We start from the raw sequence: 5288 nt of genomic DNA, 5'->3' as shown, positions 1-5288 counted from the left end.
GCCTGCTCCTCCTCGTTGGTGGCCCTGCATCTGGCCGCCCAGGCACTGCGCTCCGGCGAGTGCTCCCTGGCACTGGCGGGCGGCGTGACGGTGATGAGTACGCCGAACATGTTCGTGGAGTTCAGCCGGCAGCGTGGCCTGGCACGGGACGGCCGCTGCAAGTCGTTCTCGGACGCCGCCGACGGCGCGGGCTGGGCCGAGGGGGTGGGCGTCCTTCTGGTGGAGCGGTTGTCGGACGCGCGGCGCAACGGTCATCCGGTGCTGGCGGTGGTGCGGGGTTCCGCGGTGAACCAGGACGGGGCGTCGAACGGGCTGACCGCTCCGAACGGCCCTTCCCAGCAGCGGGTGATCCGGCAGGCGCTCGCCAACGCCCGCCTGTCGTCCGACCAGGTCGACGCGGTGGAGGCGCATGGTACGGGGACGACGCTGGGTGATCCGATCGAGGCGCAGGCGCTGCTGGCCACGTACGGGCAGGACCGTCCGGAGGGGCGTCCGTTGTGGCTGGGGTCGGTGAAGTCGAACATGGGGCATGCGCAGGCGGCGGCCGGTGTGGCCGGGGTGATCAAGATGGTGCAGGCGATGCGTCATGGGGTGTTGCCGCGTACGTTGCATGTGGACGCGCCGTCTGCGCAGGTGGACTGGTCGGCGGGGCGGGTGGAGTTGCTGACGGAGTCCCGGGAGTGGCTGGAGACCGCTGGTCGTCCGCGGCGGGCGGGGATCTCCTCGTTCGGGATCAGCGGGACGAACGCCCACGTCATCATTGAGGCGGCTCCCGTTCCTGTTGCCGCTCCGGCTTCTGTTCCGGCTTCGGCGGGGGGTGGCGAGCGGTCGACCGGGACGGCGTCGGCTTCGGTGTCGGCGTCGGTGCCGTGGTTGGTGTCCGGGCGTGACCGGGACGCGGTGACGGCGCAGGCCGTCCGGCTGCTGCAGTTCCTCCAGGAGCGTCCGGAGCTGGATCCGGTGGACGTGGGTTTCTCCCTGGCCACCTCGCGGGCGGCGCTGGAGCACCGTGCCGTGGTGGTGGGCGAGGACCGCGCGGAACTCCTGGCCGGACTGGGCAGGTTGGCCGCAGGGGAGCGCAACCGCCCCGAGCAGGGCCGAACGGAGGGCGCGACGGCGTTCCTGTTCTCGGGGCAAGGGTCGCAACAGGTGGGTATGGGGCGGGAGTTGTTTGAGTCCTTCCCGGTGTTCGCGGCGGCGCTGGACGAGGTGTGTGCCGCTCTGGATTCCCATCTGGACCGGCCTCTGCGTGAGGTGATGTGGTCGGGGTCGGATCTGTTGGATCGGACGGTGTTCGCGCAGGCGGGGTTGTTCGCGATCGAGGTGGCGCTCTTCCGCCTGTTGGAGACGTGGGGTGTGCGGCCTGACTTCGTGGCGGGTCATTCGATCGGTGAGTTGGCGGCGGCGCATGTGGCCGGAGTGTTCTCGCTGGGCGATGCGGCTCAACTGGTGGCTGCGCGGGGCCGGTTGATGCAGGCGTTGCCCTCGGGTGGGGCGATGGCCGCCATCCAAGCCACGGAAGACGAGGTCGCCCCGCTGCTGGAGGCGACGGCCGTGGCGGTCGCGGCGGTGAACGGCCCTGATTCGATGGTCGTCTCGGGTGTGGAGGCCGAAGTCGCGCGTATCAGCGCGCACTTCACGGGTCTGGGTCGCAGGACGACTCGTCTGAAGGTGTCCCACGCGTTCCACTCGCCGTTGATGGACCCCATGCTGAAGGCTTTCCGTGAGGTCGCCGAGAGCATCACGTACAACGCGCCCGTCATCCCTGTCGTCTCCCATCTCGGGGGCTCGGTGGTCGATGCGGAGGCACTGGGTTCGGCGGATCACTGGGTACGGCACGTTCGTGAGGCGGTCCGGTTCGCCGACTGCGTACGGCACTTGGAGTCCAAAGGCGTCACCCGGTATGTGGAGTTGGGGCCCGACGGCGTACTGACCGCGATGGCCCAGGCCTGTCTGCGCGACCCGGACGAGGAGGTCACCGTAGCCGCGTTGCGCAAGGACCGGGCCGAGCCGTCCGCGCTGCTTGCCGCCGTCGGCCGACTGCATGTGGCCGGCTCTTCCGTCGACTGGCGTGGAGTGTTCGCCGGACGCGGTGCCACTCGTGTGGAGCTGCCCACCTACGCCTTCCAGCGCAGGCGGCACTGGCTGGACACCCAGGCGGTCTCCGGTGACGCGTCGGGCCTCGGACAGGTGGCCGCCCGGCATCCCCTGCTCGGCGCCGTGGTCGTCTCGCCCGACTCCGACGGACTGGTCCTGACAGGCAGGCTGTCGACCGCCGGCCAGCCATGGCTGGCCGGACACCAGGTGCTCGGCACCGTCGTGTTCCCCGCCTCGGGCTTCGTGGAGCTGGCGATCCGTGCCGGGGACCAGGCGGGATGCGACGTCCTGGAGGACCTGACCATCGACGAGCTGCTGACCCTGCCGGCGAACGGCGGTGTCGACGTCCAGGTCGTGGTCGCCGAAGCCGACGAGTCGGGGGAGCGGCCGGTGACGATCCACTCCCGCCGTGCGGACGGGCCTTGGACCCGGAACGCCACCGGTGTCCTCGCCTCCGGTGCCCCGGCACCCGACTTCGACCTCACCGCATGGCCCCCCGCGGGCGCGGACCCGATGGACGTCGACGCCCTCTACGACCGGCTCGCGGAACACGGCCATGACTACGGATCTGCCTTCCAGGGGCTACGGGCCGCCTGGCGGCGGGGCGACGAACTGTTCGCAGAGGTCGCCCTGACCGAGGAACCCGACGACGGCTTCGGTCTCCACCCGGCGCTCCTCGACGCGGCGACACACCTTCGGGCGTCCTACGACGAGGAGGCTCGGGACGGGGACGGGGACGGGGACAGGGACCGGGGCCGGGGCCGGTCCGGGCCGAGGCTGCTGGCCGCGTGGAACCGTGTCGTCCTGCACGCCGCGGGCGCCACGTCCCTCCGCGTCCGACTGGGGCGCACGGAGCAGGACGACATGTCCCTGCTCGCTGCCGACGAGACAGGCAGGCCCGTCCTGTCGGCGCGGTCGCTCGTATCGAGCCCGGTGTCACCCGCCCAGCTCGGCTCCGGCTCCGGCCCGGACGGATTCCTGGACTCACTGTTCCGCATGGACTGGAACCCGGTCGCAGCGGTCAACGCGGCCGGCGCGACCGGCCCGGACGAGGTGTCCTGGCTGTCCTGGGAGGACCTCGGCGATGACGGCGACCCCGGTGACATCGGCGACCTCGCGGACGAGGTCCCCGGCGTCCTCGTGGTGTCACCGGCACCCGGCAACGACGCCGAGAGCGTCCACAGCACCACACGACGGACGCTGGGCGTCCTTCAGGAGTGGATGGCCGACGAGCGGCTCTTCGCCTCCCGGCTGCTGGTCGTGACGCGCGGTGCCGTGTCCCTGCACGGCGAGGACGTGACGGACCTCGCGGGCGCCGCGGTCTGGGGTCTGATCAGGGCGGCCCAGCTGGAACACCCGGGTGCGATCGTCCTGGCCGACGTGGACGCGCCCGCCGACACCGCCGCACTCGCCGCACTCGTTCCGGCGGTTCTCGCGACGGACGAGCCGGAGCTGGCCGTCCGCGCGGGTGTGACGTACCGGGCGCGGCTGGCCAGGGTCCCGGTTCGCGAGCATCGCGAACCCGCCCGCCCCGCCTCCGTCTTCGGCCAGGAAGGCACCCTCCCCGGCCATGAAGGCACCGACTTCAGCCGTGAAAACACCCTCTCCGGTCACGAAGGCACCGTGTTGATCACGGGCGCGATGGGCATGATGGGGCGGCACGTGGCCCGCCACCTGGTGACCGCCCACGGAGTCGGCCACCTGCTGCTGGCAGGCCGTCGCGGCATGGAGGGCGCGGGCGCCGCCGAGCTCCACGACGAGCTGACGGCCCTCGGCGCGAGCGTCACCATCGCCGCCTGCGACGTCTCCGACAAGGACTCCGTCGCCGGGATGCTCGCCGGGATCGACCCCGCGCACCCCCTCGTCGGCGTCGTGCACGCGGCGGGTGTCCTCGACGACGGTGTCATCGAGTCGCTGACCCCGGAACGGATCGACGCGGTGATGCGCCCGAAGGTGGACGCGGCGTTCCATCTGCACGAGTTGACCAGGGACATGGACCTGTCGGCGTTCGTGCTGTTCTCGTCCGACTCCGGCGTCTTCGGCAACGGCGGTCAGGCGAACTACGCGGCGGCGAACACCTTCCTGGACGGACTGGCCGCCCACCGCCGCGCCACCGGACTCGTCGCCCAGTCCCTGGCGTGGAGTCTGTGGGCCGACGCCAGCGAGATGACCGCGCAGCTCAGCGAGGTCGACCGGTTGCGGATGGACCACATAGGCATCGTCGGCATGTCCGCCGCCGTAGGACTGGAGCTGTTCGACACCGCCGCGACCGTGGACGAGGCGGTACTCGTCCCGATCAAGCTCAACGAGTACGCCGCCCGCGCGAACCCTGACGAACTGCCGCGCAAACTGCACGGCCTGTTCGGGGGCGCCTCGCGTCGGACCGTACGGGCACGGTCCGACGGCGGTGAGGCACTGGCCCGCAGGCTCGCCGGGCTGGCCGCTCCCGAACGCGACGAACTGCTCCTCGACCTGGTACGGGAACGAGTGGCCACGGTCCTGCGACGCGACTCCGCGAGCGACGTGGAGCCGGACCGGGCGTTCCGCGAGCTGGGCTTCGACTCGCTCACCGCGCTGGAGCTGCGCAACACGCTCAACGCCGCGACGGGCCTGCGGTTGCCCGCCACGCTGCTGTTCGACCACCCCACCGCCCGTGCGGTGGCCAAGGAGATCGGCAGCACGGCCGGTCCCAGGGAGCACGACCCGGCACGGCCCGTCCTCATGGAGATCGAACGGCTCGAAGCCGCGCTCACGTCGTCGGCACTGACCCCGTCGGCCGACGGCGCACGCTCCCGGATCACCGCACGCCTCGAAGCGCTCCTGCGGTCCTGGCGGGACGGGCACGACCGGCCCGCCGGCACGGAAACGAACAGCGACTCCGACCCCGAATGGGCCACCGACAACGAACTGTTCGAGGCCCTGGACAACGAACTCGGCATCTCCTGAAACCTGATTCGCGTCTTCTGCGAGATTGGCTCACGTCCGATGGCGAACGACGAGAAACTGCGCGGCTACCTCAAGCGCGCCACGACCGAACTGCAGCAGACCCGGCGGCGCCTGCGCGACATGGAGGACCGGGAACGCGAGCCGATCGCGATCATCGGGATGGCGTGTCGTTATCCGGGTGGGGTGGCTTCTCCCGAGGATCTGTGGCGGGTGGTGGCCGGTGGTGTGGACGTGGTGTCGGAGTT

The 5288-nt window shown here is 71.1% G+C and carries 2 protein-coding genes; both read left to right on the top strand.

Translation table 11 applies throughout. From position 1 onward, the window contains the following. On the top strand, positions 1-5043 hold a 5043-nt coding region (locus C6Y14_RS43810; RefSeq protein WP_159074434.1), incomplete at its 5' end, for a type I polyketide synthase. Positions 5044-5082: 39 nt separating this feature from the next. Then, on the top strand, positions 5083-5288 hold a 206-nt coding region (locus C6Y14_RS43805), incomplete at its 3' end, for a polyketide synthase docking domain-containing protein (RefSeq protein ID WP_159074435.1).

The sequence above is a fragment of the Streptomyces dioscori genome (genome assembly GCF_003024195.1).
GTDB classification, from domain to species: Bacteria; Actinomycetota; Actinomycetes; order Streptomycetales; family Streptomycetaceae; genus Streptomyces; species Streptomyces dioscori.
This window is presented reverse-complemented; position numbering and strand designations above follow the sequence as displayed.